Genomic DNA, 25,111 nt, shown 5'->3' on the forward strand with positions numbered 1-25,111 from the left:
CGAACATTGGTAGCGCCGGGCCATGCCCGGCGACCGGTCCTCAGCTCTTGTAGCCGTTGCTGATCGGATAGCGGCGCTCACGCCCGAACGCGCGTCGCGAGACCTTCGGGCCCGGCGCGGCCTGGTGGCGCTTCCACTCGCTGATCCGCACCAGCCGCAGCACACGGTCCACCACCGCCGCGTCATAGCCTGCGGCGACGATCTCCGTGCGCGACTGCTCCTGGTCGATGTAGCGGTACAGGATGCCGTCCAGCACGTCGTAGGCCGGCAGCGAATCCTGGTCGGTCTGGTTTTCGCGCAGTTCGGCCGAAGGCGGGCGGCTGATCACCGCCGGCGGGATCACCGGCGCACCGCCAACGGTGTTGCGCCACTTGGACAGGCCGAACACCTCGGTCTTGTACAGGTCCTTCAGCGGCGCATAGCCGCCACACATGTCGCCATAGATGGTGGCGTAACCGACCGCGTACTCGCTCTTGTTGCCGGTAGTCAGCAACAGGCCACCGAACTTGTTGGCCAGCGCCATCAGGATCACGCCACGGCTGCGCGACTGCAGGTTCTCCTCGGTCACATCCGGCGTGGTGCCCTCGAACATCGGTGCCAGCGCCTGCATCAGGCCCTGGAACGCCGGCTCGATGGAAACGGCTTCCAGCTTAACGCCCAGCGCCTCGCACTGCTCGGCGGCCAGGTCGTTGGACATGCCGGCGGTATAGCGCGACGGCAGGCGCACCGCAGTGACGTTCTCGGCGCCCAGCGCATCGACCGCCATGGCCAGCACGATCGCCGAGTCGATGCCACCGGACAGACCCAGCCACACCTTCTTGAAACCGTTCTTGCTGCAGTAGTCCTGGATGCCGCGGGTGACCGCGCGCCAGGCCAGCGCATCCATGCTCTCGTCACCATCGTCCATCCATACCTGCGGCAGGAAGCTACGGGTAGCGCCGTCGTAGTCCACCACCAGCCACTGGTCGACGAAGGCCGCCGCGGCCGGGTGCACCGTGCCATCGCCATCGGCCACCACCGATGCACCATCGAACACCAGCGCGTCCTGGCCGCCCACCACATTGAGGTAGGCGATGGCCGCACCGCTTTCGCGGGTTCGTGCGGCCAGCACAGCGTCACGCTGGGCATGCTTGCCGCGCTCGTACGGGGAGGCATTGGGCACCACCACCAGCTGCGCGCCGGCACGCACCGTATCGGCCAGCGGCTCGGCGAACCACAGGTCCTCGCAGATCAGCAGGCCGACCGGGATGCCGTCAACCTCGAACACGCAGCTGCCACCGTCGGGGTCGACATCGAAGTAGCGGCGCTCGTCGAACACGGCGTAATTGGGCAGCTCGCGCTTGCGATAGGTCTGCTCCACCAGGCCATCGCGCAGCACGCTGGCCGCGTTGTAGACCACCGCGCCGGCCGCCTGTGGCCAACCGACCACGGCGGTGATGCCACGGCACGCAGCTGCAATGCGGGTCATCGCCTGCTCGCACTCGTACAGGAAGCCCGGGCGCAGCAGCAGGTCCTCCGGCGGATAGCCGCTGACCGCCAGTTCGGGGAACATCACCAGCCCGGCGCCGTACTCGTCGCGCGCCTGGCCGATCATCTCGATGATGCGCTCGGTGTTGCCGGCGACATCGCCAACCGGGAAGTCGAACTGCGCCATCGCGATGCGGATCGAAGCCATGAGGGTCCAGCCTGTGGTTGCAATACGCACATTGTAGATCCACGCCATGCGTGGATGGAGCGCACCTGGGTGTGTGCCACAGTAGTTCCACGCCATGCGTGGATGCGGTTCAGCGGGTCGCCGATACCCGGACGCAGAAAGGCCGCCCGGAGGCGGCCCTTCTGTTTCAGACAGCCGGCCAGCGGCCGGCTTTACAAACACGTAGCCGCTGCGCGGCTGCGGTCTTATTTCACCAGCTTGGCGATGGCAGCGCCCAGGTCGCCCGGCGAACGCACGGTGACGACGCCAGCAGCTTCCATGGCAGCAAACTTGCCTTCGGCAGTGCCCTTGCCGCCCGATGCGATCGCACCGGCGTGGCCCATGCGCTTGCCAGCCGGAGCCGAAGCACCCGCGATGAAACCGACGACCGGCTTCTTCACGTGGTTCTTGATGTACTCGGCACCGGCTTCTTCAGCGTCGCCGCCGATTTCGCCGACCATGATGATGCCTTCGGTCTGCGGGTCTTCGTTGAACAGCTTCAGGCAGTCGACGAAGTTCAGGCCGTTGATCGGGTCACCACCGATGCCGATGCAGGTGGACTGGCCCAGGCCGACTTCGGTGGTCTGCTTGACCGCTTCATAGGTCAGGGTGCCCGAACGCGACACGATGCCGATCTTGCCCGGCTTGTGGATGTGGCCCGGCATGATGCCGATCTTGCACTCACCCGGGGTGATGACGCCCGGGCAGTTCGGCCCGATCAGCACGGTGTCCGGATGCGAACGGGTCAGCACGTTCTTGACGCGCAGCATGTCCAGCACCGGGATGCCTTCGGTGATGCAGACGATGACCTTGATGCCGGCAGCAGCAGCTTCCAGGATCGCGTCAGCCGCGTACGGCGGCGGCACGTAGATGACCGAAGCGTTGGCGCCGGTGCTCTGCACGGCGTCGGCAACGGTGTTGAAGACCGGCAGGTCGATATGGGTGGTGCCACCCTTGCCCGGGGTCACGCCGCCAACAACCTGGGTGCCGTACTCGATCATCTGAGTGGCGTGGAAGGTGCCCTGCTGGCCGGTGAAGCCCTGCACGATCACCTTGGTGTTCTTATTGATCAAAACTGACATTGGATTTCCTTCGGTGTCGGATCAGGCGGCGTTCTTGACAGCTTCGACGACCTTCTTGGCACCGTCGTTGATGTTGTCGGCCGGGATGATGGCCATGCCGCTGTCACGCAGCAGCTGCTTGCCTTCTTCCACGTTGGTGCCTTCCAGACGCACCACGACCGGAACCTTGACGCCCACTTCCTTCACGGCGGCGATGATGCCTTCGGCAATCATGTCGCAGCGGACGATGCCGCCGAAGATGTTGACGAAGATGCCTTCGACCTTGTCCGAGGACAGGATCAGCTTGAACGCTTCGATGACGCGCTGCTTGTTGGCACCGCCGCCCACGTCCAGGAAGTTCGCCGGCTCGCCGCCGTTGAGCTTGATGACGTCCATGGTGGCCATGGCCAGGCCTGCGCCGTTGACCATGCAACCGATGTTGCCGTCCATGGTGACGTAGTTGATGTCCAGCTCCGAAGCGATCACTTCGGTCGGATCTTCCTGGGTCTTGTCGCGCATGGCGACCAGGGCCTTCTGGCGGAACGCGGCGTTGTCGTCGCTGTCGAACTTGCCGTCCAGCGCGTACAGGTTGCCGTCGTCCAGGATGGCCAGCGGGTTGATTTCAACCAGCGCCAGGTCCTTTTCGTTGAACAGGCGGTACAGGTTCACCATGATGTTGGCGAACTGGCCGGCCTGCTTGGCGGTCAGGCCCAGCTTGAAGCCGAAATCACGGCCGTGGTAACCCTGCACGCCTTCGACGAAGTCGACGTTCAGCGAGTGGATCAGCTCCGGGGTTTCAGCGGCGACCTGCTCGATCTCCACGCCGCCTTCCGAAGAGGCGATGTAGGTGATGGTCTTGGTGCCACGGTCAACCAGCACCGACAGGTACAGTTCCTTGACGATCTCGCCAGCGGTGGTCACCAGCACCAGGTTGACCGGCAGTTCAACGCCAGCGGTCTGGTAGGTGGCCATCTTGGTGCCGAGCATCTTGGCCGCAGCGGCCTTCACGTCGTCGGTGGTCTTGCAGAACTTGACGCCGCCAGCCTTGCCGCGGCCGCCAGCGTGGATCTGCGCCTTGACCATCCAGGGGCCCTGGCCCAGGGAGTTGGCAGCGGCAACAGCTTCGTCCGGGGTCGCAGCGACCTTGCCGGCCGGGACCGGGATGCCGTACTCGGCAAGCAGTTGTTTTGACTGGTATTCGTGGAAATTCATGCGTCACCGTGGGAATAGGAACGACCGCACGCAATTCCTCAGGGCCCCGGCGGGGCGCCGGCATGGACCGCGGCGGGCCCACTATTGTGGCCGAGCCGGCGCCGGGGCGCAAAGAAGTATGGATAAAAGGCCGCAACCGGCCAGATTTCCACGGGCATTCAGGCAGTTGCGGCACGGCACGGCTCGCCCCCCAAAGGCCGAGCCGGGTCGATTGCGCAGCCCAGCCCGGTACAGGCCCCCTATACTGGTCCCGTAAATTCGAGCCCACGGTGCCGGCAACCGGGCAGCGAGCACATCCGACGATCGGGGGACGTCGGGCAGGTTCGGCCCACCGCCGTCATGATCCAGTTCCAGGCAGCCAGAAGGGGAGTTCCGGCGTGTCACCCAGTGCTTCATTGATCGACCGCATCGAATCGATACCGCGGCGCGAGCTGTATTTCTTCGCCCTGTACCGGGTGCTGATCGCCTCGGTCATCGCCGCCCTGCTCTACAGCCCGTTGTCGGCCATGGTCGGCGAAGCCCACCACCCGCGCCTGGCCTATTCGGTCGGCGCCGCCTATCTGCTGCTGTCCCTGTTGTGGCTGGTGATCGGCCGCAACGAACGCTGGCTGCGGCAGATCGTGGTCGGCGGCGTTCTGCTGGACATCGTCGCCGCCAGCCTGCTGGCGCACGCCCTGCCCGGCGCCAGCGCCGGCATCTCGATGTCGCTGCTGTTCAACATCGCCGCCGCCGCCACCCTGCTGCCGCTCAGCTGGGGCCTGCTGCTGGCGCTGGCCGCCAGCGTCGCCACTGCTGCCGAATACCTGTGGAAGGTGCTGGAAGGCGGCGACCCCACCCGCACCCTGGCCGAACTGGCGATGTTCGCCACCAGCTACCTGGCGCTGGCTTTCATCAGCTACCAGGTCGGCAACCGTGCACGACGCAACCAGCAGCTGGCCAACCAGCGTGGCGACGAAGTGGCCAACCTGTTCCAGATCAACGAACTGATCATCCGCCGCATGCGTACCGGCGTGGTGGTGGTGGACGCCGACAACCGCATCACCCTGGCCAACGAAGCCGCCTCGATCCTGCTGGGCGACCGCGATGGCAACAGTGATTCCGGCCGCCTCGACCTGGCCAGTGTCGCCCCCGAACTTGCGCGGCGGCTGCAACGCTGGCGCAACGGCTGGGCACAGGATGAAATGCCGCTGCAGCTCAACCCCGACCAGCCGGAAGTGCAGCCACGCTTCGCCCGCCTGCTGGCCGGCAGCGACCTGGTGCTGGTGTTCCTGGACGACTCCAGCGTGGTCTCACGCCGCGCCGAATCACTCACTCTGTCGGCGATGGGGCGCTTCTCGGCCAGCCTCGCGCACGAGATCCGCAACCCGCTGGCGGCCATCAACTATGCCGTGCAGCTGCTGGAAGAAGGTACCGGCTTCAACGAAAGCGACCGTCGCCTGCTGCAGATCATCCACCAGCAGTGCCAGCGCACCAACGGCATCGTTGAAAGCGTGCTGGGCCTGGCCCGGCGCGAACGCGCCAACCCGGAAAACGTGGATCTGGCCGCCTTCGTGCGCCGCTTCGTACTGGAGTACAAGCAGGGGCAGACGCTGGAAACCGACAGCATCGAACCAATCATCAACGACACATCGGTGCCGGCCCAGGTCGACCCGCGCCACCTGTACCAGGTGCTGACCGTGCTGGTGCACAACGCACTGAAGTACGGCCGCATCGGCGAGCAGCCCGCGCGCGTGCGGTTGCGCGTGGCCCAGCACGAACGCAGTGCGGTGATAGATGTGATGGACCGTGGCCCCGGCATCCCTGAGACCGTCGCCGCTCAGCTGTTCCGCCCCTTCTTCACCACCTCCGAGCACGGCACCGGGCTGGGGCTGTACATCGCCCGTGAGCTGTGCCGGGCCAACCAGGCGCGACTGGATTACATCCCCGTCCCCGCCGGCGGCTCCTGCTTCCGCCTGGTTCTGCCCGGACCGCACACGCTGTTTCCGGACTGATTCCGCCCGTCAAACATTTGTCGCATACCACCCCCTCGGCTATCTTTCCCACCCATGAACGAAACCCGCAGCGCCCTCGTCGTCGACGATGAACGCGATATCCGCGAACTGCTGGTGTTGACCCTCGGCCGCATGGGCCTGCGCATCAGCACCGCCGCCAACCTCGCCGAAGCCCGCGAACTGCTGGCCAGCAATCCCTATGACCTGTGCATCACCGACATGCGCCTGCCCGACGGCAACGGCATCGAACTGGTCAGCGAGATCGCCCAGCACTACCCGCGCACGCCGGTGGCGATGATCACCGCCTTCGGCAGCATGGACCTGGCCGTGGAAGCACTGAAAGCCGGTGCCTTCGATTTCGTCAGCAAGCCGGTGGACATCACCGTGCTGCGCGGCCTGGTCAAGCATGCGCTGGAACTCAACAACAGCGAACGCCCCGTTGCCGGGCCTGCTGCCGAACAGGCCGCGCGCCTGCTTGGCGAATCGCCGGCCATGGACGTGCTACGCGCCACCATCAGCAAGGTCGCGCGCAGCCAGGCGCCGGTCTACATCCTGGGCGAATCCGGGGTGGGCAAGGAACTGGTCGCACGCACCATCCACGCGCAGGGCGCACGCGCCGCCGGGCCGTTCGTGCCGGTCAACTGTGGCGCCATCCCCACCGAATTGATGGAAAGCGAGTTCTTCGGCCACCGCAAGGGCAGCTTCACCGGCGCCCATGCCGACAAGCCGGGACTGTTCCAGGCCGCGCACGGCGGCACCCTGTTCCTGGATGAAGTGGCCGAGCTTCCGCTGCAGATGCAGGTGAAGCTGCTGCGTGCGATCCAGGAAAAATCGGTGCGCGCGGTTGGCGCCCCCAGCGAAGAACCGGTGGATGTGCGCATCCTCTCGGCCACCCACAGGGATCTGGCCGAGCTGGTCGAAGACGGGCGTTTCCGCCACGACCTCTACTACCGCATCAATGTGATCGAACTGCGCGTGCCGCCGCTGCGCGAACGCCGCCAGGACCTGCCCGCGCTTGCCGCGTCGATCCTGGCACGACTGGCCCGCAGCCATGGCCGCGCCACCCCGCTGCTGGCGCCTTCGGCGCTGGACGCATTGGCCCAGTACGGTTTCCCGGGCAACGTGCGCGAGCTGGAGAACATCCTCGAACGCGCACTGGCACTGGCCGAGGAAGACCGTATCGGCGCCGACGATCTGCGCCTGCCGCAGCATGCGCCTCGCTCACCCGGCAGCGCTGCACACGCCGAAGCGGTGGTGGATCTGCATCCGGGCAGTGCGGCCCTGCCCTCGTATATCGAGCAGCTCGAGCGCAGTGCCATCCAACGCGCGCTGGAAGAAAACCGCTGGAACAAGACCCGCACTGCTGCGCAGTTGGGCATCACCTTCCGTGCGCTGCGTTACAAGCTTAAGAAGCTGGGGATGGAATAAGGCTACCCCGTGGTAGTGCCGGCCGCTGGCCGGCAACCCCCTGCACCGCCCATCCACGCATGGCGTGGATCTACTGAAAACTGCCATCCACGCACGGCGTGGATCTACTGGGCGTTCTGCATCGAAATGGTAGTGCCGGCCGCTGGCCGGCAACCCCGTGCATCGCCCATCCACGCATGGCGTGGATCTACTGGTTGCCCCATCCACGCACGGCGTGGATCTACTGGGCGTTCTGCATCGAAATGGTAGTGCCGGCCCCTGGCCGGCAACCTCATGCACAGCGCATCCACGCATGGCGTGGATCTATGGCATCAATCCTTGGTGACGCGGTTGATCTCGGCCAGGCTGGTCACGCCCGCGGCCGCCTTCTTCAACGCCGACTGCCGCAGGTCATTCACACCGATCGCCTGCGCAGCCTCGGCAATCTGCAGCGCGTTGCCGCCCGCCAGCACGATGGTCGCGATCTCGTCGGTCATCGGCATCACCTGGTAGAGGCCGGTACGGCCCTTGTAGCCCTCGGTGCATTCGTCGCAGCCCACTGCCTCATACAGTTCGATGCCTGCATCCAGCTGCGCCTGGGTGAAGCCCTCGGCCAGCAGCGCATGCTCCGGCAGATTGGCCGGGCGCTTGCAGTTCGAACACAGGCGGCGCGCCAGACGCTGGGCGATCACCAGCGTCACCGAGCTGGTGATGTTGTACGGCGCGATGCCCATGTTCATCAGGCGCGCGATGGTCTGCGGCGCATCGTTGGTATGCAGCGTAGACAGCACCATGTGACCGGTCTGCGCAGCCTTGATCGCAATTTCCGCCGTTTCCAGATCGCGGATTTCGCCCACCATGATGATGTCCGGATCCTGTCGCAGGAACGAACGCAGCGCCGCGGCAAAGGTCATGCCGCGCTTGTTGTTCTGCTGCACCTGGTTGACGCCGGGCAGTCGGATTTCCACCGGATCTTCGGCAGTGGAAATATTACGCGTCTCATCGTTGAGGATACCCAGCGCGGTATACAGCGACACCGTCTTGCCCGAACCGGTCGGGCCGGTCACCAGCACCATGCCGTAAGGCTTGTGGATCGCCTCCAGGAACAGCTTCTGCTGCTCTGGCTCATAACCCAGCTTGTCGATGCCAAGCTTCGCCGCGCTGCCATCGAGGATACGCAGCACCACCTTCTCACCGAACAGGGTGGGCAGCGTGCTGACACGGAAGTCGATCTGCCGGGTCTTGGACAGGTTGAGCTTGATGCGGCCATCCTGCGGCACGCGCTTTTCCGCGATATCCAGCTGCGCCATCACCTTCAGGCGTGCAGCGATACGCTGGTTGAGCTTGGTCGGCGCGCGCGCGACCATCTTCAGCAGGCCGTCGATGCGCAGACGCACGCGGTAGTCGTCTTCGTACGGCTCGAAGTGGATGTCCGACGCGCCCTTGCGGATGGCGTCGATCAGTACTTTGTTGATGAACTTGACCACCGGGGTGTCGTCGCCCTTGGCGTCGATGCCGCTGTCGGTGTTGCCCATCTCATCGTCGCCACCGCCGATGTCAAGGTTGGCCATGCCCTCGTCATCGCCGCCCAGGGCATCGCCGATGGTGTCGTGGCTGGCGTGCCACTGCTCCAACGTGCGGCGGATCTGGTCCTCGTCCACCAGAATCGGTTCCACCACCAGATTGGTGTGGAACTTGATCTCGTCCAGAGAATGGGTGGGGTTGCTGGTGCCGACGAACAGCTTGCTGCCGCGCTTGAACAGCGGCAGCACGTTGTGCTTGCGCAGCAATTCTTCGCTGACCAGGCTCATCGCGTTCTGGCTGCTGTCGAAGGTAGACACGTCGAACAGCGGCATGCCGAACTCGACCGCGTTGGCGGCCGCCAGCTGCGCAGCGCCGACAACTTTGTTCTGCGCGAACCAGGTTGGCAGCGGCTGACGCGCGCCAGTGGCCTTGGCCATTGCGTCGCGGGCGGCGGCCTCATCCAGCGCGCCGTCCTGGACCAAGCGGCGGGCCAGGCCGGTGATGCCGACCAGGTTGGCGTTAACAATCGTGTTCATCTGTGCACTCCTACTCCCCTGCGCAGACTACCTCACACGCCGCCAACCCGGAACCATCAAATGCATCAACCGTGCGGGCAAGCCTTTGGGGCCACTTCCACCGGGGCACTGGTCTTGCAGCCCCAATTCCCGGTGTTCGCTACATAGGTAATTGTGATCGTTGCGGACTTCACTTTTTCGTTCACGCCCACAGCCTTCATCGTCGCAACGATGACACAAGGCACGGCTGGAGCCGCCTCTATGTTCTCCACATACTTTCCGGTTACCACTGCATTGGCCGGCAAAACGCAGGAAGATGCACCATTGGCATTGATGAACTGCTCCGCAACTGGAGCCTTCAGTCCTCCCAACATTGTCACAGCCTCGACAAGCTGGGTACGCGCCGTGTAGTCGTTATATTGCGGAATAGCAATAGCTGCGAGGATCGCAATGATGGCCACCACGACCATCAGCTCAATGAGCGTAAAACCAGACTGTCTGTTCATTCGAGCGCTCCCCAACGCGCGGATAAGAGTTGGCAAAAGACAAGATCCATGCCAAAAAAAAGCCCCGGCAATACCGGGGCTCTTTTGATTCAAAACGCCAATCAGCTACCCGAAGCAGCGGTGGTGCAGGCCTTCGGCTGGACTTCCGAGTCTGCCGAAGTAGCACAGGTCCACGCACCAGTTGCCGGGGCGAAAGTCAACACCACATTCTTGCCAGAAGCCTTGGCGTTGACGCCTGCAGTCTTCATCGTCGCAGTGATGGCGCAATTGTTGCCAGACTTCGCAACTTCGACAGAAGTAACGTACTTACCGCTGGAAACGGTATTCGCCGGCTTCGCACATGATGCGTCGCCATTGTCCTGAGAATAGGCTTCAGCGATCGGGGTCTTCAGACCAGAAGCCAAGGTGTAGGCCTCCGACATTTGGGCACGGGCGGTGAAGTCGTTGTACTGCGGGATAGCGATGGCGGCCAAGATGGCAATGATCGCGACAACGATCATCAATTCGATAAGGGTGAAGCCCTTTTGGTTCTTCATAGTCGTACATCCCCAAGATAGTGGTGGTTGATTCAGTGCACAGAATCGATCCGACAAACGGCCGGCTGAGCGGGTCCTGTGCCCTGCGGGTGGATCAACGCAGGTTGCGTGCCAACCCCGGCACGCCTCCCCCTGGATTTCCCCGGGGCCAATGATGGCAGCAATTTCGTGGATGGGAACCCCCCTAAGCAGAAATTGCGATGGACCAAGCAATGTGACGCGTTGCGTCACCTTCGGCCCCTCCAGGACGAAAATCCTGCCGCACGTCACGCTGGCAAGCTCCCCGGATGGTCTCGAACCAGCTAAGATCGCTAGTCATGATGCCCGCCTGGGGATGGCGGGCCTTGGGGAGTCCACATGTCGGTCAGTCGCAGTGCGATCAAGAAAGAGCCCGTGGCGCGTAGCACCATGGAGTTGCAGCCGTTTGTCTGGGAGGGGACCGACAAGCGGGGGATCAAGATGAAGGGCGAGCAGTTGGCTAAAAACGCCAATTTGCTGCGAGCCGAGCTACGCAGACAAGGCATCAATCCGGGTCAGGTTAAGCCCAAATCCAAGCCGCTGTTTGGAGCCGCGGGCAAGCCTGTGAGCTCAAAGGATATCGCCTTCTTCAGCCGTCAGATGGCGACAATGATGAAGTCTGGCGTACCTATCGTCCAAGCACTGGACATCATCGGCAGCGGGCACAAGAACCCGCGCGTGAAGAAGATGGTCGATGGCATCCGCACCGATATCGAGGGTGGATCTTCACTGTACGAGGCCGTCAGCAAGTATCCAGTGCAGTTCGACGAGTTGTACCGCAATCTCGTGCGGGCGGGCGAAGGCGCCGGCGTGCTGGAAACGGTGCTGGACACCGTTGCCACGTATAAGGAGAACATAGAAGGTCTAAAGGGCAAGATCAAGAAGGCCCTCTTCTACCCGGCCATGGTGGTGGTGGTGGCGCTGCTTGTCAGCGCCATCATGCTGATCTTCGTGGTCCCGCAGTTTGAGGAGGTATTCCGCGGCTTCGGTGCAGATCTGCCAGCGTTCACACAGCTCATCGTCAATCTATCCCGATTCATGGTGTCGTGGTGGTGGCTGATCGCGATCGTCCTGATTGGCTCCGCTGTCGGCGCGATCATGGCGTACAAACGATCGCCAAAGATGCAGCACACGATGGATCGCCTGATCCTGAAAGTCCCGGTGATCGGCCAGATCATGCACAACAGTGCCATCGCCCGCTTCGCGCGTACCACCGCGGTTACCTTCAAGGCCGGCGTGCCGCTGGTGGAGGCCCTGGGCATCGTGGCCGGGGCCACGGGCAACAAGATCTACGAGGAAGCCGTGCTACGCATGCGCGATGACGTGTCGGTAGGTTATCCGGTCAACATGGCGATGAAACAGACCGCCCTGTTCCCGCACATGGTCATCCAGATGACCGGCATCGGCGAAGAGGCTGGCGCCTTGGATGCCATGCTGTTCAAGGTGGCCGAGTATTATGAGCAAGAGGTCAACAACGCAGTGGACGCCCTGAGCAGCCTGCTGGAACCGATGATCATGATCTTCATCGGTGTCGTTGTAGGCGGCATGGTCATCGGCATGTACCTTCCCATCTTCAAGCTCGGCGCCGTCGTCGGATAAAACATACATGGCATTTCTTGACCAGCATCCCGGCCTCGGCTATCCCGCCGCGGCCGGCCTGGGACTGCTTCTCGGCAGCTTCCTCAACGTCGTCATCCTGCGCCTGCCCAAGCGGCTGGAATGGCAGTGGAAGCGCGATGCGCGCGAGGTTCTGGAGGAGCCGGACTTCTACGAGCCGCCCCCGCCAGGCATCGTGGTGGAGCCTTCGCACTGCCCGCACTGCAAGCACAAGCTGGCCTGGTACGAGAACATCCCGCTGTTCAGCTGGATGATCCAGGGCGGCAAGTGCCGCCACTGCAAGGCACCGATCTCCATCCAGTACCCGCTGGTGGAGGCGCTGACCGCAGTGATGGTGCTGGCCTGCGTGTGGCAATTCGGCTTCGGCTGGCAGGGCTTCGGTGCGATCGTGCTGACCTGCTTCCTGATCGCCCTGTCCGGCATCGACCTGCGCACCCAGCTGCTACCGGACCAATTGACCCTGCCCCTGATGTGGCTGGGGTTGATAGGCAGCATCGACAACCTGTACATGCCGGCCAAACCGGCCCTGCTGGGCGCCCTGCTGGGCTATCTGTCGCTGTGGTCGGTGTGGTGGCTGTTCAAGCAGCTGACCGGCAAGGAAGGCATGGGCCACGGCGATTTCAAGCTGCTGGCCGCGCTGGGTGCCTGGTGTGGGATGAAGGGCATCCTGCCGATCATCCTGATGTCGTCGGTGCTGGGCGCCATCATCGGATCGATCTGGCTGTACAGCCGTGGCCGGGACCGGGCGACGCCGATCCCGTTCGGGCCCTACTTGGCTTTGGCCGGCTGGCTGTTCTTCATGTGGGGCGAGCCGCTGTTGAACCAGTATCTGGTGATGAGCGGGCTGCGCTGAGGGCGCACCGATGAGCCGTTATGTGGTGGGCCTGACCGGCGGCATCGCCTCGGGCAAGAGCGAGGTCACCCGGCGCTTCGAGGCGCTGGGGATTGTCGTCGCCGATGCCGACCTGGCCGCGCGCGCGGTGGTGGCGGTGGGCAGCCCTGCCCTTGCCCTGATTGCCGAGCGCTTCGGCGCGGGAATCCTGCTGGCCGATGGCAGCCTTGACCGGGCGCGCCTGCGTGCCCACATCTTTGCCGACCCGGCCGAGCGGACGGCGCTGGAAGCGATCACCCACCCGGCCATCCGCCTGTTGATGCAGCAGCAGTGCGAGCAGGCCGCCAGCCCCTACGCGCTGGCGGCGATTCCGCTGCTGACCGAAGTAGGTGGCCGCCTTGCCTACCCGTGGCTGGACCGGGTGCTGCTGGTGGATGCCCCCGAGGCCGTGCAGCACGCCCGGCTGATGCAACGCGACGGCATCGACGCGGCGCTGGCCGACCAGATGATCGCCGCCCAGGCCAGCCGAGCACAGCGCTTGGCGCTGTCCGATGACGTGGTCGTCAATGATGGCCATCCGGATGACCTGCAGGCGCAGGTCGAGCGATTGCACGCGCGGTATCTGGTGTTGGCGGCCGGGTAAGCCCGGGGCTCACCATGTGCCGGCCCCTTGGTGACCTGCACCACACAGGACAATGCGTCGATCGAGGCAATTCACCAGGTCGCGCCGGGGTAATCAACGCCCTTAGCGGAAGCCCCCCATCTCACCCAGGCAGAAGGGGCTACAGCGGCTTCGGCGAGAACGTCAGCGTGGCGATCACGCCGCGGGCACCGCCCGGCCGCACGCTTACCTGCCAGCCGTACAGATCGCACAGGCGACTGACGATCGACAGGCCGATACCGCCGCCCTGCGAGTGACCGGCATGAGTACCGCGATAGCCGCGCTGGAACAGCTTGGCAGCATCTTCCTCGCTCAGGCCCGGCCCGCTGTCGGTCACCGATACGGCGTTGGCGCCCACATGCACCCGCACCTCGCCATCCTGCGAATACTTCACCGCATTGCCGATCAGGTTGCCCAGCGCCACCGACAACGCCGCTTCGGGGGCATCGATGACCAGGTCGCGTTCGCCATCCAGATGCAGCTCCAGCGGCTTGCCACCCAACTGCGCGCGGTGCGCGTCCAGCAGCTGCTCGGCCACCCGGGCTACATTGCTGCTGCCCTGCCCGCGTTCGTTGCGCGACAGCAGCAGCAGGGCACCAATCAGATCGCTGCACTGTTGCTCGGCACGTTGGATGCGCTGCAGGCGCTGCAGCACCTTTTCGTCCAGGCCCGGGCGGGTCAGCAGCAACTCGGTTGCGCCACGGATCACCGCCAGCGGCGTGCGCAACTCATGGCTGACGTCCGCATTGAACTCACGGTCGCGCTGCACCACTTCGGTCAGCCGCGAAGAATAGTCATCGAGCGCCTGGGCCAGCTGCCCCACTTCGTCATCGGGGAAGCGTGGCGCCAATGGCTCGGGGTCGCTGGTACCGCCACGGTACGCACGCAGGCGTGCTGCCAGATCCGAGACCGGCTTCATCACCTTGGAGGCCGACCACCAGCCCAGCACCAGCGACAGCAGACTGAACACCAGCACCGACAGGAACAGCGCGCGGTTGAGCTGCTGCCCACCGCGAACGCTGTCGGTCATGTCGTAGGCCAGGAACGCCCAGGCATCAGGAGTCTTGCGAACAGCAAGCTTGTAGGAATAGCGCTCGCCGCGCTCGTCCACACCGCCCATGTTGTACAGGCCGTCCTTGAACTCGTACCAGTCCGGTTCCTCCTCGCGCAGGGCTTCGAACTTGTCCGGCTTGATCAGACGCGCGCGCATCTGCTGCACCGGCAGGTCCGGGTTGCGGTCGGGGCTTTCGTAATAACGCCGCACGTACTCGCTGATGTTGCGGTTCATCACGTCTTCCACCAACTGGTTTTCCACCCGCATGCGGGCCCAGTTGGTGGCGAACGCGAACAGTGTCGTCAGGCAGAAGCCCAACAACACGAACGAGACGATGATGCGGCTGCGCAGGCGCCGCCGATAAGGCGTGCGCCGGCGCTCCCCCTTGCTTGCCACAGAATCAGGCTTCCGGCGTGGCGATGCGGTATCCGATGCCATGGCGGGTCTGGATCATCGGCACTTCAAAGGGCTTGTCCACCACGGCGCGCAGGCCGTGGATGTGCACGCGCAGCGAATCGGAGTCCGGCAGCTCTTCGCCCCAGACACGGGTTTCCAGCTCCTGCCGGGTGACCACGGCCGGGGCCGCTTCCATCAGCGCCTGCAGGATCTTCAATGCGGTCGGGTTGAGCTGCAGCAACTTGCCCTGCCGGCGCACTTCCAGCGTGTCCAGGTTGTATTCCAGGTCACCGGTTTCCAGCACGCGGGTCTGCACGCCCTTGCCGCGACGCGACAGGGCGTTCAGACGCACTTCCACTTCCTGCAGCGCGAACGGCTTGATCAGGTAGTCGTCAGCACCGGAATCGAAGCCGGCCAGCTTGTTGTCCAGCGAATCGCGCGCGGTCAGCATCAGCACGGGGGTCTGCTTGCGCGCTTCGTTGCGAAGCTTGCGGCAGACTTCGATGCCGTCCATGCCTGGCAGGTTGAGATCCAGGACAATCGCGTCGAACTCGTGCACGACAGCCAGATGCAACCCGGTCACTCCGTCGGCAGCGAAGTCCACGGTGTGGCCCCGGTCCTCCAGGTAGTCGCCCAGATTGGCCGCAATGTCGCTGTTGTCTTCGATTACCAGGATTCTCACTGTCACCTCTAATTGACGAATTTACCGACGCGCTGGGCCTGGCCCATGTCGCGCTGCGCCTTGTCCTTCTGCCGAGCACGCTCGGCGACGGTCAAGCACTGCGTGGACGACATGTTGGAACCAATGGCCTTCTCACGTCGGCATATTAGACGACTATCTTCACGCGCCCGTGTCAAAACGGTGTTCACGACCTGCTGATCGTTGAAGACCTCGGTTCGTACCGATTCAGGCATCGCGTCCTTGGTGGGGTACTGCTCGGCGGCGGCGCGGATGCGAACCAGGGTCTCGCGGACCTTGCCGCGCTCTTCCTGACGCAGCTCGGAATAGGTTTCGCCATCGTTGAGTTCGATCTCAATGCGCTCTACCTGCTGCAGCAGCGGCTTGCCCGGCAGGAATACCTCTTCGGCACTCTTGGCCCCTGCCGAGGCAGCGACCAGGGCCAACGCCGAAACCAGAACCGCTGATATCACTGGATGCTTCATGACAAACGAATCCCTGTCTGAGGTGAACGCCGACTGTATGCGGATGCCCGCTCTGCCAGCAAGTGCTGGCCGGCAGGGTGCAGGCCGCCTTAAAGCTTGGAGTCCGGGTTCACGTTGCTGTAGGTGCGCTGGTCGTTGAGCAGGGCCTTGCCTTTCTCCTCGATGCGGCGCCGTTCGGCCACGGTCATGCACCGGCTCTTGGGCATGTTGCTGCCCGTGGTGCGCTGGTACGAGCAGATCTGGCGACTGTCGTCGTGGGCGCGCGTCAGGATGCTGTTGACCCGTTCCTGATCGTTGAAAACGTCATTCTGTACCTGCGGCGGCAGCTCCTGAACGGTCTGCCGGTCGCCCATCCGCTGGGTAATCCGAGCCAGGGCCTGCTGGACCTGACTGCGGTCGTCGGCGGATATTTCGTTGTAGTCCCCCTGCTGCAGGGCTTTTTCGACCTGGCGGACCTGCTCGGCCACCGGGGCCTGGCGGTCCATCTGCACAGCCGCCTTTTCCGGCTTGGCCAGTGCAACGCCAGGCAGACACAGCAAGAGCACGATCATCGTGGTGCGGTACATCGCCAACCTCCCGATCCTTCGGAACGAAGGCCCAACTCTACGAGTGTCCCCACGTGCCCACAAGGGTCCCTTGGCAGGGGGACACAGGGCATAAAAAAGACCCAGGCGGTGCACCCGCCTGGGCCTGAAGTTGTATCCCGATACCGATCCTGCTGAGAGGCAGAGCTGCGGTTCGTTGAAGGCTACGCCCGGGGCGATTAAAGCAGTGTTAAACCCGCCAACCCCGCCTGAATTTAATTTCAAGCCACTGAAATATCAGGATTTTTTGATTTTCTCGACGTGTTCAATGATGCGTGCCGCCACATCCACCCCGCAGGCGGCCTCGATCCCTTCCAGCCCCGGGGTGGAGTTCACCTCCAGCACCAGCGGGCCGCGCTCGGAGCGGATCAGGTCCACCCCGCAGACGCCCAGCCCCAGGGCCTTGGCCGAACGCACCGCCACCTGCTGCTCGGCCCGGCTGGCCTTGGACGCCACCGCAGTACCGCCGGCATGCAGGTTCGAGCGGAAATCCCCTTCCGGGGCCTGGCGCTGCATCGACGCCACCACTTGGTCGCCAACCACGAAGCAGCGCAGGTCGGCTCCCTTGGCCTCGCCGATGAACTCCTGCATCAGAAAATTGGCATACAACCCCCGTAGGGCTTCGACGATGCCGCGCGAGGCGCTGGCCTTCTCGGTGAGGATCACGCCACGGCCCTGGGTGCCTTCATTGAGCTTTACCACATGCGGCGGCGGGCCGAGCATGGACAACAGGTCGACGGTGTCATCCGGGTTGTCACCGAAGACGGTGACCGGCATGTCGATGCCCTTGGCCGCCAGCAGCTGGTGCGCCCGCAGCTTGTCGCGCGAGCGCAGGATCGCGTCGGACGGATTGGGCGTGCGTGCGCCCATCAGTTCGAACTGGCGCAACACGGCGGTGCCATAGCGGGTGACCGAAGCGCCGATGCGCGGGATGACCGCGTCCACGCCGGTCATCGGCCGGCCCTTGTAGTGCATGGAAAAGCCGTCCGCGGCGATGCGCATGTAGCAGCGCAGGGGGTCGAGGATGCGCACGGTATGGCCGCGCGCGCGCGCGGCCTCGACCAGCCGGCGGGTGGAGTACAGCCGGGTGTTGCGGGACAGGATGGCGAGCTTCATCGCAGTGGGATCGGTCGGCAGGCGCGCAGCATAGCGTGGCAGCGTTGCGACCGGATGATGTTGCCTGGCGGCACCACCGCGTGCCGGGCTTCCCCTTCATTCCGCCGCTGGATAGCCGCGTGCGGCCTCGCCCAGAGCGGCGATGCACGCCATCTGGACGGTCGACCCGCCGAAGGCATCCTTGTAGATCTCCACGATGCGCTGCGCGGCCTCCGGCCCACCTGCCCTGCCCAGGGCGCGCACCGCTTCAACCTGTTTGGCCGAGCCAATTCCCGCGGAAAGGAATATCTGATGCAGTGCGTTGACCAGGTCGTTCCTGCGTTGCATGCCGGCGTGCTCCTTGAAATGAGGGCAACACGCTAGCGGAGGGCAAGTCGGGGGGACATACGGATTGTTGGAATCTGCCTTGCACGCTCGGACGCGAAGTCCGCACTCTCAAGCAGGCACCGGCAAACGCTGCGCCAGATACTTTCAGCCCCCCGACAATCCCTGCGTCCCGCCAAATCGATTCTCTTCCTCGCTACCGGGCAGCAGCATGACCGGAAACAGAACGAACACCCCCAAAGGAACGAAGGCAATGACAACAAACCATCCCGACTCATCAATGTCGTGCAACCTGCGCACGGTCAGTGCGAGCATGGGCGGGAGGAAAGATACCAGCGCGACCGTTGCCAAGCCCTGCCCCACGCTATTGAGACGCAAGCCCAGTTCCCAATTGTAGAACCGTGTGCCGATCAGCCAGTAGCCAGCTTCCATCAAGCTGTAGCTCAGCGCGGCCAAGAGAGCGGCAAGCAGGAAGAACGACCAGAACTCTGTCCGGTTGGATCGTCCCGAAAAATCAAAGCATCGCCTGATGGGCACAAGTGCAGCGATCATTCACGCTCCGGACAACGAACGATGGATACCAGTTGTTGACGGATTTCTAGCATGTCCGATCCCAGCAACAACTGAACCTGTCCGTGTGACTGGATCGAGCAGACCGCAAGGTCGCAGAGGAGGCTTTCCAGCGCTAAGGACGGTCGCGCGGCGCTGAGCCAAGGAAAACTCACCTGGCAGCATGCCCGCGATCATTGTGCGGCAAAGCGGATCGAAGTGCCCGAGCCGAGGCGCTGTCGCGCTGGCTGGGTAGCGCGGAGCGGCTGACACGCCGCAAACCGCTGGAAGACATGGAGCGGGCGAAGGGAATCGAACCCTCGTCAGTAGCTTGGGAAGCTACAGCTCTACCATTGAGCTACGCCCGCGTTGCCCTACAAGTCTATGCGGGGCACGTGTTCAAACGCAACGGGCAGGCCCGTGGAGCCTGCCCGTTGAGTAGACGGCAGGCCCGCAGGTCCGCCGTCGTCCGCATCAGAAGCTGCCGCTGAAGCTGGCAAACAACGTCGCGTCCTGCGCACGCTTCTGCAGGGTGGTGGCGCTCAGGCCGATGTTGCTCTGCAGGCCGAACAGCTCCATGCGCGCGCCCAGGATGGCGGTTGCATAGTTCTTGTCGAAGTCCATGCCCGGCACGCGGTACATGCCCACGTCCGGCAGGCTCTGCACCCAGGCGCTGGCCTGCTTGGTGTCTTCGAACTCGTGGTCGTAGGTCACCTGCACGTACGGCTTGACCGCACCGCCGTCAAAGCGGGCCTGCCAACCGATACGGCCTACGGTGGAGTCGACATCCTGCTTGCCGTAACCCAGTGCAGTAGCCAGGGTGCCGGCGTTGGCGCTTTCGGTGTAACCGTCGATCTTGACCTGCTGCCAGATCACCGAGGCGATCGGGCCGTGGCGGAAGCCGCCTTCGGTGCCGAACTCGTAACCGGCGTTCAAGGCGGCGGTCAGGTTGCTGCCGTCCGGCGAGCCGCCGTGTTCGCGGGTTGCCGGGCCGAGCTGGACCTTGCGGTTCACGTCATAGGACAGCCAGGTGTAGCTGACCTGGCCATTGACCCAGATGCGGTCGCCGTACCAGCCGGCGAACAGACCGGCCGTGGTGTCCTTCTGGGTGAAATCGCCACGGCTGTTGCCGAAGTCGGCATTCAGGCGGCCAAAGCCGGCGAAGCCGCCGAACACCATGCCGTCACGCGCCCAGTCGACACCGAACAGGCCGGCCGGGGCCAGGCCGTCGTACAGATCGGCGTGGTCGTAGCGCTGCATGTCGCCGCGCACGCCACCCCACCACGACAGGCCATCAGCCGGGCGGCCGGCCTGGTGCAGGCTGACCTGGTCGGCGCGCGAGCGGCCGATGGTCTGCGCCGAGTGGCTCAGCACCTGCTGCAGGCGCGGGCCTTCCAGGATCGAGATGGCGTACTGGCCCAGCATCTGGTGCGCGGCCGTGGTCGGGTGCACGTCATCGGCGAACAGGTAGGTACTTGCCGCATCCGGACGCACATAGGCCAAGGGGCTGCAGGTCAGCGACGACGGCACGGTGCAGGCCCGGCCGGTGACGTTGCTGAAGCCGTACATGCCCGGGGTGGCGATGATTTCGCGCAGCAGCGTGTAGGTGTCCAGCGGAATGAAGTCGATGCCGGCCTGCTTCAGGCCGCCATACAGGGCGTTGTTGTAGGCGTTGGACAGCGCCGTCCCCTGCACACGCGCGGCAGCGCCGCGATCGATGAAGCCCGGAGTGGAGCCGATATCGGGCAGGTTCGGAACCATCACGTACTCGGCGCCGGCCTGCTTCAGGCTGGCCACGATGCCGATCTGGTCAGTGACCGCCGAGCCGATGACGGCTGGCGCCTGGGCCGGGTTGGTGATCTGGAACAGGTCGTTTGCGCCACCCCACACGGTGTACAGCGCGCGCGGATCTGCCTTGCCACCGTTGGCAGCCAGGTAGTTGGCGGTCTGCGTCTTCAACGACGGCACCAGCACGTTGCCCAGCTGCGGGTTGCGGAAGTCGGTACCGACCCGGGCGCCGCCGACAGCGTAGTTGTCGCCGGACTGGCCGTTACCGTTCGGGCTGGCGTTGGTGCCGTAGTAATCGGCCACCCACTGTGCCCACTCCCAACCGGGGTTGGTGGTGGACTGGCCGGTGACCGGACGCACGTCGACCGGCAGCAGCGGACGGAAGTAACCGCTATCGGTCAGGCTGTCACCGATGAACACGGTGCGGGTGAACGGGGATTCGCCTGCCATGGCCGGCAGCGCGGCCAGCGCGATCGCGGCCGCCATGAGGGAGCGGATCGGGCGTTTGCTGAGCAGCATGTAAAAACTCCTGTGGGGATTTCGTTGAGGACCCGACGCACGTACGCCGGCGCACGGTGAATGGTTTCACTGCGCCGCCAATTGCTCACGCTGCGCCGCCGCATGGATTGTCGCCCGAGCCCGGCCCGGCGGGCTTTGCCAGTGCGGGTGTAGCGCACGACTTTGCAACGGTTCCGATGCGAACCGGCGATCAGCGACAATGGCCCCATGAACATCCAGCTCAATGGCGAACCCCGCACCCTGCCCGCTTCGGCGACCCTTCTGGACCTGCTTGCGGCCGAGCAGTTGCTGCAACGCCGGGTGGCAGTGGAGGTCAACGGCGAGATCGTCAGCCGCAGCCGTCATGCCGAGCATGTGCTGGCCGAGGGCGATGTGGTGGAGATCGTGCATGCCCTGGGTGGCGGCTGAGGAAAACACCCTCGCCCCCGCCTCTGCGTGGCCCCATCTTCAGGCGGATAAGCGATAATCGCGTCATGAACGCTCATGTCTCCCTCGATTCGCTGGTGATCGCCGGCAAGACCTACAGCTCGCGGCTGCTCACCGGCACCGGCAAGTTCAAGGATCTGGAAGAAACCCGCCTGGCCACCGAGGCCGCGGGCGCCCGGATCGTCACCGTGGCCATCCGCCGCACCAACATCGGGCAGAACCCCGGCGAACCGAACCTGCTCGACGTGCTGCCGCCGGACCGTTACACCATCCTGCCCAACACCGCCGGCTGCTACACCGCCGAGGATGCCGTGCGTACCTGCCGCCTGGCCCGCGAACTGCTGGACGGCCACAACCTGACCAAGCTGGAAGTACTGGGCGACCAGAAGTCGCTGTACCCGGACGTCGTACAAACCCTCAAGGCCGCCGAACAGCTGGTCAAGGACGGTTTCGAGGTGATGGTCTATACCTCCGACGACCCGATCCTGGCCAAGCGTCTGGAAGAGATCGGCTGCGCTGCGGTGATGCCGCTGGCCGCGCCGATTGGCTCGGGCCTGGGCATCCAGAACAAGTACAACCTGCTGCAGATCATCGAAGACGCCAAGGTGCCGATCATCGTCGACGCCGGCGTGGGCACCGCGTCGGATGCGGCGATCGCGATGGAGCTGGGCTGCGACGGCGTGCTGATGAACACCGCCATCGCCGGTGCGCGCAACCCGGTGTTGATGGCCAGCGCCATGCGCAAGGCCGTGGAAGCCGGCCGCGAGGCGTTCCTGGCTGGCCGCATTCCGCGCAAGCGCTATGCCAGTGCGTCCTCGCCGATCGATGGGTTGATCGGCTGATGACCAATCCATTCGACAGCGCCGGTTCGAAGGCACCGCCCAAGCCGTTCACGGTCAACGAAGGTCGCCGTGAAGTGCGCAGCTTCGTGCTGCGCCAGGGCCGTTTCACCCCGGCCCAGCAGCGCGCGTTCGACGAGCGCTGGCCGCGTTTCGGCCTGGATTTCAGCGGTGAACCGCGTGATCTGGATGCCACCTTCGGCCGCGATGCGCACAAGGTGCTGGAAATCGGCTTCGGCAATGGCGCCGCGCTGCGCTTCGCCGCGCAGCAGGACCCCAGCCGCGACTACATCGGCCTGGAAGTCCACGCCCCCGGCGTGGGCCGGCTGCTGAACGCGCTGGCCGACGACAACGCCGACCACGTGCGCCTGTACCACCACGACGCGGTGGAAGTGCTGGAAAAGGAAATCGCCGATGGCGCGCTGGACGAAGTGCGCATCTACTTCCCCGACCCGTGGCACAAGAAGCGCCACAACAAGCGTCGCCTGATCCAGCCGGGTTTTGCCGAGCTGCTGGTGCGCAAGCTGCGCCCCGGTGGCCGCCTGCACTGTGCCACCGACTGGGAGGATTACGCCGAGCAGATGTGGGACGTGCTCGATGCCACCCCCGGCCTGGTCAACCGTGCCGGCCCGCGTGGCAGCGTGCCGCGCCCGGACTGGCGCCCGCAGACACACTTCGAGACCCGCGGCCAGAAGCTCGGCCATGGCGTCTGGGACCTGTTGTACGACCGCACCTGATGAACGCCTGAGGACGCCGCGCCCCACATGGATACCGCGCTGACGCTGACCACTGACATGAAGCTCGTGCTCGGGCTGGTCGGCTTCACAATGGCGATGTTCCTGTTCGAGCGCATCCGCGCCGACGTGGTCGCGCTGGTGGTGCTGGTGGTGCTGGGCGTGACCGGCCTGATCGCGCCGGAGGAAATCTTCGGCGGCTTCTCCGGCAACGCGGTGATGAGCATCATAGCCACCACCATCCTCGGCGCGGGCCTGGACCGCACCGGTGCGCTGAACCGCCTCGCGGCCTGGCTGCTGCGGCGCGGGCATGGCGTGGAGCAGCGGCTGCTGATGATGACCACGGCCATCGCTGGCCTGAACTCGTCCTTCATGCAGAATCCATCGGTGATGGCGTTGTACCTGCCGGTCGCCTCGCGCCTGGCCGCGCGCACCGGGCTGACCATGCAACGCCTGCTGCTGCCGATCTCGGCGGCGATCGTGATGGGTGGCGCGCTGACCATGGTCGGCAACTCGCCGCTGATCCTGCTGAACGATCTGCTGGCCTCGGCCAACAACAACCTGCCCTCCGGCCTGGCCACCATCGAGCCGCTGCGCATGTTCGCGCCGCTGCCGATCGGCATCGCCCTGCTGATTGCCTCGCTGCTGTACTTCCGCTACTACGGCGACCGCAAGCTGGTGGAAGAGGAAAGCCTGGTCAACGACGGCACCACGCCGGCCCGCACCGAGAGCTACTTCGCCAAGACCTACGGCATCGAAGGCGACGTGTTCGAGCTGGTGGTCACCGCCGAGAGCCCGCTGGTCGGCATGACCCTGGGCGAAGCCGAGAACCTGCATGACGCGCCGCTGCTGCTGGCACTGAAGACCGGCAATGACACCCGCCTGGCACCGCCGGCGGAAATGCGCATCTGGGTGGGCAGCGTGCTCGGCGCGATGGGCCCGCGCCAGCAGATCCACGATTTCGCGCAGAACCAGTTCCTGCGCATGTCCTCGCGCCTGAAACACCTGGGCGACTTGTTCAATCCCAGCCGCGCCGGCATTTCCGAGGCGGTGGTGCCGCCGACCTCCGGCGTCATCGGCAAGACCGCAGGCGAGCTGCGCCTGCGCAAGGAACGCGGCATCAGCCTGCTGGCGATCAACCGCGACAAGCAGGTGATCCGCGAGGATGTGCGCGATGTGCAGCTGCGCGCCGGCGACATGCTGGTCTTCCACAGCATCTGGACCGACCTGGCGCAGGCCGCCAAGAGCCGCGACTTCGTGGTGGTCACCGATTACCCCACTGGCGAGCAGCGCCCGCACAAGTTCAAGATCGCCATGGCGATCTTCGCCCTGACCATCCTGATCGCGCTGACCAGCAAACTGCCGGTGGCGCTGACCCTGATGACCGGTGTGGCCGGGATGCTGTTGACCGGCGTGCTGCGCATGGACGAGGCCTATGCCTCGATCAACTGGAAGACGGTATTCATGATGGCCGGGCTGATTCCGCTCGGCTGGGCGATGGATTCCAGCGGCGCAGCGGCATGGGTGGCCGGCCACACCATCGACAAGCTGCCCACCGGCATTCCGATCTGGGTGCTGGAACTGGCGCTGGCTCTACTGACCACGGTGTTCTCGCTGGTGATCAGCCATGTGGGCGCGACCATCGTGATGGTGCCGATCGCGGTGAACCTGGCGCTGGCGGCCGGCGGCAATCCCACGGCGTTCGCGCTGATCGTGGCGCTGTCGGCGTCGAACAACCTGATGACGGCGTCAAACCCGGTGATTTCGATGATCACCGGCCCGGCCAACTACACCCCGCGCGAGATGTGGCGGGTCGGCGGCCCGCTGTCGCTGATCTATACCTGCGTGGTGGTGGTGATGATCAATCTGATGTTCTGAGGGTTGGGTTTGTTGGCAGGGCTGCGCCCTGCACCCGCCGAGGCAACGACAACGGCAACAGCCGGAGCAACAGCAAAAGCTGGCTTCCTGCGGGATGGCGGGGTGGGTCCGGTTGCGGGGGACGCTGCAAGTACGTCCCTGTAAGCTCGGTCGCGCCATCCATGGCG

Annotated in this window: 23 protein-coding genes and 1 tRNA gene; 9 read left to right on the forward strand and 15 right to left on the reverse strand. The window is 64.6% G+C overall.

Going from position 1 to position 25,111, the window contains the following annotated elements; genetic code table 11:
* Window positions 1-40: 40 nt before the first annotated feature.
* From AB4Y98_RS19540 to sucC, 3 genes are all read right to left on the reverse strand, one after another.
* Window positions 41-1,675, reverse strand: coding sequence for an NAD+ synthase (locus AB4Y98_RS19540; protein WP_363731955.1), 1,635 nt, complete (start codon window positions 1,673-1,675; stop codon window positions 41-43).
* Between the two features lie 224 nt (window positions 1,676-1,899).
* Entirely contained in the window at window positions 1,900-2,775 is an 876-nt protein-coding gene (gene sucD / locus AB4Y98_RS19545; RefSeq protein ID WP_017356169.1) for a succinate--CoA ligase subunit alpha, read from the reverse strand.
* Window positions 2,776-2,796: 21 nt separating this feature from the next.
* Window positions 2,797-3,966: an ADP-forming succinate--CoA ligase subunit beta gene (gene sucC / locus AB4Y98_RS19550; protein ID WP_025874298.1), complete on the reverse strand. Its 1,170-nt coding sequence runs from the start codon at window positions 3,964-3,966 to the stop codon at window positions 2,797-2,799.
* Window positions 3,967-4,343: 377 nt separating this feature from the next.
* Between sucC and AB4Y98_RS19555 the strand changes: the two genes are divergently transcribed.
* Together AB4Y98_RS19555 and AB4Y98_RS19560 are read left to right on the forward strand one after the other, a co-directional pair.
* Window positions 4,344-5,957: a sensor histidine kinase gene (locus AB4Y98_RS19555; protein ID WP_223496327.1), complete on the forward strand. Its 1,614-nt coding sequence runs from the start codon at window positions 4,344-4,346 to the stop codon at window positions 5,955-5,957.
* Window positions 5,958-6,011: 54 nt separating this feature from the next.
* Window positions 6,012-7,385, forward strand: a complete 1,374-nt coding sequence (locus AB4Y98_RS19560; protein ID WP_223496329.1) for a sigma-54-dependent transcriptional regulator — start codon at window positions 6,012-6,014, stop codon at window positions 7,383-7,385.
* Between the two features lie 311 nt (window positions 7,386-7,696).
* On the opposite strand, the gene pilB is transcribed toward AB4Y98_RS19560, so the two are convergent.
* The 3 genes from pilB to AB4Y98_RS19575 form a co-directional block, all read right to left on the reverse strand.
* Window positions 7,697-9,424, reverse strand: coding sequence for a type IV-A pilus assembly ATPase PilB (pilB, locus tag AB4Y98_RS19565; protein ID WP_442244987.1), 1,728 nt, complete (start codon window positions 9,422-9,424; stop codon window positions 7,697-7,699).
* 65 nt (window positions 9,425-9,489) lie between these two features.
* Entirely contained in the window at window positions 9,490-9,909 is a 420-nt protein-coding gene (locus tag AB4Y98_RS19570) for a pilin (protein ID WP_394198424.1), read from the reverse strand.
* Between the two features lie 101 nt (window positions 9,910-10,010).
* Window positions 10,011-10,445: a pilin gene (locus AB4Y98_RS19575; RefSeq protein ID WP_394198422.1), complete on the reverse strand. Its 435-nt coding sequence runs from the start codon at window positions 10,443-10,445 to the stop codon at window positions 10,011-10,013.
* Between the two features lie 357 nt (window positions 10,446-10,802).
* Between AB4Y98_RS19575 and AB4Y98_RS19580 the strand changes: the two genes are divergently transcribed.
* Genes AB4Y98_RS19580 through coaE form a run of 3 tightly spaced genes read left to right on the forward strand, consistent with a single transcriptional unit; the run spans window position 10,803 to window position 13,555 of the window.
* The gene (locus AB4Y98_RS19580; protein ID WP_442244988.1) at window positions 10,803-12,062 is read left to right on the forward strand and encodes a type II secretion system F family protein; all 1,260 of its coding nucleotides are present in this window, start codon (window positions 10,803-10,805) and stop codon (window positions 12,060-12,062) included.
* Window positions 12,063-12,069: 7 nt separating this feature from the next.
* Window positions 12,070-12,933, forward strand: coding sequence for a prepilin peptidase (locus AB4Y98_RS19585; RefSeq protein WP_100553384.1), 864 nt, complete (start codon window positions 12,070-12,072; stop codon window positions 12,931-12,933).
* Between the two features lie 10 nt (window positions 12,934-12,943).
* Complete coding sequence (gene coaE / locus AB4Y98_RS19590; RefSeq protein ID WP_223496337.1) at window positions 12,944-13,555, forward strand: dephospho-CoA kinase; 612 nt, start codon at window positions 12,944-12,946, stop codon at window positions 13,553-13,555.
* Between the two features lie 139 nt (window positions 13,556-13,694).
* On the opposite strand, the gene AB4Y98_RS19595 is transcribed toward coaE, so the two are convergent.
* From AB4Y98_RS19595 to AB4Y98_RS19635, 9 genes are all read right to left on the reverse strand, one after another.
* Window positions 13,695-15,065 carry a sensor histidine kinase gene (locus AB4Y98_RS19595; protein WP_100460170.1) on the reverse strand — a complete coding sequence of 457 codons (1,371 nt, stop codon included), beginning with the start codon at window positions 15,063-15,065 and terminating at the stop codon, window positions 13,695-13,697.
* Window positions 15,028-15,705: a response regulator transcription factor gene (locus tag AB4Y98_RS19600; RefSeq protein ID WP_025874286.1), complete on the reverse strand. Its 678-nt coding sequence runs from the start codon at window positions 15,703-15,705 to the stop codon at window positions 15,028-15,030. Before AB4Y98_RS19600 ends, AB4Y98_RS19595 begins: the two co-directional genes overlap by 38 nt.
* An 8-nt stretch (window positions 15,706-15,713) precedes the next feature.
* Window positions 15,714-16,187 (reverse strand): hypothetical protein, encoded by a 474-nt coding sequence (locus AB4Y98_RS19605; protein WP_140225599.1) that lies wholly within the window; start codon window positions 16,185-16,187, stop codon window positions 15,714-15,716.
* Window positions 16,188-16,276: 89 nt separating this feature from the next.
* A complete protein-coding gene (locus AB4Y98_RS19610; protein WP_442244989.1) occupies window positions 16,277-16,753 on the reverse strand; it encodes a hypothetical protein in 477 nt (158 codons plus the stop codon).
* 255 nt (window positions 16,754-17,008) lie between these two features.
* Window positions 17,009-17,887, reverse strand: a complete 879-nt coding sequence (rimK, locus tag AB4Y98_RS19615; RefSeq protein ID WP_025874283.1) for a 30S ribosomal protein S6--L-glutamate ligase — start codon at window positions 17,885-17,887, stop codon at window positions 17,009-17,011.
* Window positions 17,888-17,983: 96 nt separating this feature from the next.
* Window positions 17,984-18,214: a hypothetical protein gene (locus tag AB4Y98_RS19620; protein WP_105164563.1), complete on the reverse strand. Its 231-nt coding sequence runs from the start codon at window positions 18,212-18,214 to the stop codon at window positions 17,984-17,986.
* Between the two features lie 144 nt (window positions 18,215-18,358).
* Window positions 18,359-18,763 carry a DUF805 domain-containing protein gene (locus AB4Y98_RS19625; protein WP_223496341.1) on the reverse strand — a complete coding sequence of 135 codons (405 nt, stop codon included), beginning with the start codon at window positions 18,761-18,763 and terminating at the stop codon, window positions 18,359-18,361.
* 291 nt (window positions 18,764-19,054) lie between these two features.
* Window positions 19,055-19,128 (reverse strand) — tRNA-Gly (locus AB4Y98_RS19630).
* A gap of 106 nt (window positions 19,129-19,234) precedes the next feature.
* Window positions 19,235-21,067, reverse strand: a complete 1,833-nt coding sequence (locus tag AB4Y98_RS19635; protein WP_394198418.1) for an autotransporter outer membrane beta-barrel domain-containing protein — start codon at window positions 21,065-21,067, stop codon at window positions 19,235-19,237.
* A gap of 207 nt (window positions 21,068-21,274) precedes the next feature.
* Here AB4Y98_RS19635 and thiS point away from each other — a divergent pair, with 207 nt between their 5' ends.
* The 4 genes from thiS (at window position 21,275) to AB4Y98_RS19655 (ending at window position 24,944) form a co-directional block, all read left to right on the forward strand.
* A complete protein-coding gene (thiS, locus tag AB4Y98_RS19640) occupies window positions 21,275-21,475 on the forward strand; it encodes a sulfur carrier protein ThiS (RefSeq protein WP_025874279.1) in 201 nt (66 codons plus the stop codon).
* Window positions 21,476-21,540: 65 nt separating this feature from the next.
* Window positions 21,541-22,335 carry a thiazole synthase gene (locus AB4Y98_RS19645; protein WP_312109812.1) on the forward strand — a complete coding sequence of 265 codons (795 nt, stop codon included), beginning with the start codon at window positions 21,541-21,543 and terminating at the stop codon, window positions 22,333-22,335.
* Entirely contained in the window at window positions 22,335-23,069 is a 735-nt protein-coding gene (gene trmB / locus AB4Y98_RS19650; protein WP_025874277.1) for a tRNA (guanosine(46)-N7)-methyltransferase TrmB, read from the forward strand. Before AB4Y98_RS19645 ends, trmB begins: the two co-directional genes overlap by 1 nt.
* Window positions 23,070-23,096: 27 nt before the next feature.
* Window positions 23,097-24,944 carry an SLC13 family permease gene (locus tag AB4Y98_RS19655; protein WP_025874276.1) on the forward strand — a complete coding sequence of 616 codons (1,848 nt, stop codon included), beginning with the start codon at window positions 23,097-23,099 and terminating at the stop codon, window positions 24,942-24,944.
* The last annotated feature ends 167 nt before the right edge of the window (window positions 24,945-25,111 follow it).

This window comes from Stenotrophomonas sp. 2YAF26 (assembly GCF_052114625.1).
Lineage (GTDB): Bacteria > Pseudomonadota > Gammaproteobacteria > Xanthomonadales > Xanthomonadaceae > Stenotrophomonas > Stenotrophomonas indicatrix.

Bases quoted from the DNA above. Each gene is read 5' to 3' on its own strand.
- AB4Y98_RS19540 (WP_363731955.1), bottom strand. From the start codon at position 1,675: ATGGCTTCGATCCGCATCGCGATGGCGCAGTTCGACTTCCCGGTTGGC.
- sucD (WP_017356169.1), bottom strand. From the start codon at position 2,775: ATGTCAGTTTTGATCAATAAGAACACCAAGGTGATCGTGCAGGGCTTC.
- sucC (WP_025874298.1), bottom strand. From the start codon at position 3,966: ATGAATTTCCACGAATACCAGTCAAAACAACTGCTTGCCGAGTACGGC.
- AB4Y98_RS19560 (WP_223496329.1), top strand. From the start codon at position 6,012: ATGAACGAAACCCGCAGCGCCCTCGTCGTCGACGATGAACGCGATATC.
- pilB (WP_442244987.1), bottom strand. From the start codon at position 9,424: ATGAACACGATTGTTAACGCCAACCTGGTCGGCATCACCGGCCTGGCC.
- AB4Y98_RS19570 (WP_394198424.1), bottom strand. From the start codon at position 9,909: ATGAACAGACAGTCTGGTTTTACGCTCATTGAGCTGATGGTCGTGGTG.
- AB4Y98_RS19575 (WP_394198422.1), bottom strand. From the start codon at position 10,445: ATGAAGAACCAAAAGGGCTTCACCCTTATCGAATTGATGATCGTTGTC.
- AB4Y98_RS19580 (WP_442244988.1), top strand. From the start codon at position 10,803: ATGTCGGTCAGTCGCAGTGCGATCAAGAAAGAGCCCGTGGCGCGTAGC.
- AB4Y98_RS19585 (WP_100553384.1), top strand. From the start codon at position 12,070: ATGGCATTTCTTGACCAGCATCCCGGCCTCGGCTATCCCGCCGCGGCC.
- coaE (WP_223496337.1), top strand. From the start codon at position 12,944: ATGAGCCGTTATGTGGTGGGCCTGACCGGCGGCATCGCCTCGGGCAAG.
- AB4Y98_RS19595 (WP_100460170.1), bottom strand. From the start codon at position 15,065: ATGGCATCGGATACCGCATCGCCACGCCGGAAGCCTGATTCTGTGGCA.
- AB4Y98_RS19605 (WP_140225599.1), bottom strand. From the start codon at position 16,187: ATGAAGCATCCAGTGATATCAGCGGTTCTGGTTTCGGCGTTGGCCCTG.
- AB4Y98_RS19610 (WP_442244989.1), bottom strand. From the start codon at position 16,753: ATGTACCGCACCACGATGATCGTGCTCTTGCTGTGTCTGCCTGGCGTT.
- rimK (WP_025874283.1), bottom strand. From the start codon at position 17,887: ATGAAGCTCGCCATCCTGTCCCGCAACACCCGGCTGTACTCCACCCGC.
- AB4Y98_RS19620 (WP_105164563.1), bottom strand. From the start codon at position 18,214: ATGCAACGCAGGAACGACCTGGTCAACGCACTGCATCAGATATTCCTT.
- AB4Y98_RS19625 (WP_223496341.1), bottom strand. From the start codon at position 18,763: ATGATCGCTGCACTTGTGCCCATCAGGCGATGCTTTGATTTTTCGGGA.
- AB4Y98_RS19635 (WP_394198418.1), bottom strand. From the start codon at position 21,067: ATGCTGCTCAGCAAACGCCCGATCCGCTCCCTCATGGCGGCCGCGATC.
- thiS (WP_025874279.1), top strand. From the start codon at position 21,275: ATGAACATCCAGCTCAATGGCGAACCCCGCACCCTGCCCGCTTCGGCG.
- AB4Y98_RS19645 (WP_312109812.1), top strand. From the start codon at position 21,541: ATGAACGCTCATGTCTCCCTCGATTCGCTGGTGATCGCCGGCAAGACC.
- trmB (WP_025874277.1), top strand. From the start codon at position 22,335: ATGACCAATCCATTCGACAGCGCCGGTTCGAAGGCACCGCCCAAGCCG.
- AB4Y98_RS19655 (WP_025874276.1), top strand. From the start codon at position 23,097: ATGGATACCGCGCTGACGCTGACCACTGACATGAAGCTCGTGCTCGGG.